Annotated in this window: 1 protein-coding gene; it reads left to right on the top strand. The window is 72.4% G+C overall.

From position 1 onward, the window contains the following. The first annotated feature begins 318 nt into the window (after positions 1-318). Entirely contained in the window at positions 319-2373 is a 2055-nt protein-coding gene (locus ACFUEL_RS38430) for a glycosyl hydrolase (protein ID WP_380242670.1), read from the top strand. The last annotated feature ends 104 nt before the right edge of the window (positions 2374-2477 follow it).

The raw sequence follows: 2477 nt of genomic DNA, 5'->3' as shown, positions 1-2477 counted from the left end.
GTGGACGGCCCTGCCGTCCACGGGGTCCGACGCCTGCTCGGCGCCCCGCCGGAACCGCCCCGCGCCCCGCCGGAACCGCCCCCGCGCCCCGCACGGGCCGCTGCGACCCCCGCGGCGGATTCCACTCCCGGCGGCCTTCCGCACCGCGCTCGCCCGCGGGGTCCGAATCCGGGGCCCTGCAAGTTACCTGACGCCGGGCAGGTGGGGGCCCGGCTTCCCCGCGGCGCCTTGACACCCGGGTTCCCCCGGGCTTTCTTGGGAGCGCTCCCATGCAGTTGACCCAGGTCACTGTCCCACCATGGAACGCGGAGGCTCCTCTTGTCCCCCCACACACAGTTCAGAAGCAGACTGCTCGGCCTGGCGCTGTCGGCCGCGCTCGCCCTCCCGGCGGCGGCGGTCCTGCAACCGGGCCCCGCCCGAGCGGCCGAGACCGGTTCGACCCAGGTCTACCAGGCCGAGGGCGGCACGCTGAACGGCGTGACCGTCGGAACGTCGGTCGCGGACTTCCAGGGCACCGGCTACGTCGAGGGCTTCGACCAGTCGAGCGACAGCCTGACGGTCACCGTGCCCGACAGCCCCGGCGGGCTCTACAGCCTGTCGGTCCGCTACGCCGGACCGTACGGCGACAAGAAGGCGAACCTGCTGGTCAACGGCAGCGGGGTGGGGGAGGTCTCGCTCCCCGCCACCACCGCCTGGACGGACGCGGCGGCCGGCAACGTGCTCCTGAAGGCCGGCACCAACACCGTGACGATCAGCAACGACTGGGGCTGGTACCTGATCGACTCGGTCTCCCTCACCCCGGCCCCGGCCCGCCCGCCGCACGCCGTCACCGGGGAACTGACCGACCCCCGGGCCACGCCCGAGGCCAAGTCGCTGATGAAGTACCTGACGGCGAACTACGGCAAGAACATCCTCAGCGGCCAGCAGGACGCCGCCCACGAGCAGTGGATCGAGACCAACGTCGGCAAGGCCCCGGCCGTCGAGGGCCTGGACATGATGGACTACACCCCCAGCCGGGTGGAGCGCGGCACCACCGGCCAGGACACCGACAACGCCATCGCCTGGGACAAGCGCGGCGGCATCGTCGCCTTCTGCTGGCACTGGAACGCCCCCAGCGGCCTGATCGACCAGCCCGGCAAGGAGTGGTGGCGCGGCTTCTACACCGACTCCACCACCTTCGACGTCCAAGCAGCCCTGGCCGACCCGACCTCGAACGACTACAAGCTGCTGCTGCGCGACATCGACGCCATCGCCGTCCAGCTCAAGCGCCTGCAGGACGCGGGCGTTCCGGTCATCTGGCGGCCGCTGCACGAGGCCGAGGGCGGATGGTTCTGGTGGGGCGCCAAGGGGCCGGAGGCGGCCAAGGCCCTCTACCGGCTGGTGCACCAGCGGCTCACCGAGGTCGACGGCATCCACAACCTGATCTGGCAGTGGAACTCCGTCGACCCGGCCTGGTACCCGGGTGACGACGTGGTCGACATGGTCAGCGCCGACTCCTACCCCACCGCCGGCGACCACGGCCCGGTGGCCCTCACCTACGACCGCGAACTGGCGCTGACCGGCGACACCAAGGTCGCCGCCCTCTCCGAGGTCGGCACCGTACCCGACCCCGACCTGCTGCGCGCCTACCGGGCCGACTGGTCGTACTTCGTCGCCTGGGCCGGCTTCGAGCAGGACGCCAGCAGCAACTCCCTGGACTTCCTCAAGCGGGTGTACGACGACCCGTACGTCGTCACCCTCGACGAACTCGGCGACTTCAAGCACACCGGCGGCAGCACGGGCGGCGACACCACGGCACCCACCGCGCCCACCGGCCTGACGGGCACCGCGACGGCCTCCGGCGCGGCACTGTCCTGGACCGCCTCGACCGACGACACCGGGGTCACCGGCTACGACGTCTACCGCGGGGGCAGCAAGGTCGCCTCCGTCGCCGGCACCTCGTACACGGACACCGGCCTGACCGCCGGCACCGCCTACACCTACACCGTCAAGGCCCGCGACGCCGCCGGCAACACCTCCGCCGCCTCCGCCCCGGTCACCGTCACCACCACCGGCACCACCGTGCCGGGTGACAAGGGGTGCACCGCGACCTACACCACCACCAGCGACTGGGGCAGCGGCTTCACCGCCGCCGTCACCGTCAAGGCCGGCGCCACCGCGATCGGCTCCTGGAAGGTCACCTGGACCTACGGCGGCGACCAGAAGGTCACCAACGCCTGGAACGCCACGGCCACCCAGACCGGGGCGTCGGTCTCCGCCGTCAACGCGGGCTACAACGGCTCCCTCGCCGCGGGCGGCAGCACCTCCTTCGGCTTCCAGGGCACCCGCACCGGCGCCAACACCGTCCCGGCGCTCACCTGCACCGCGAGCTGAACCCGTCCTTCCGTGGCACCGGCCGTTCGGCGGGACTCGGGCCGCTCCGGCTCCCGCCGTCGCGGTGAATGCCGTCGCGGTGAACGGCGGGGCGAGGCCGAAAC

Source organism: Kitasatospora sp. NPDC057198 (assembly GCF_042670125.1).
GTDB lineage: Bacteria > Actinomycetota > Actinomycetes > Streptomycetales > Streptomycetaceae > Kitasatospora.
The sequence above is the reverse complement of the archived record's forward strand: the minus strand, read 5'-3'. Positions and strand labels throughout refer to the sequence as shown.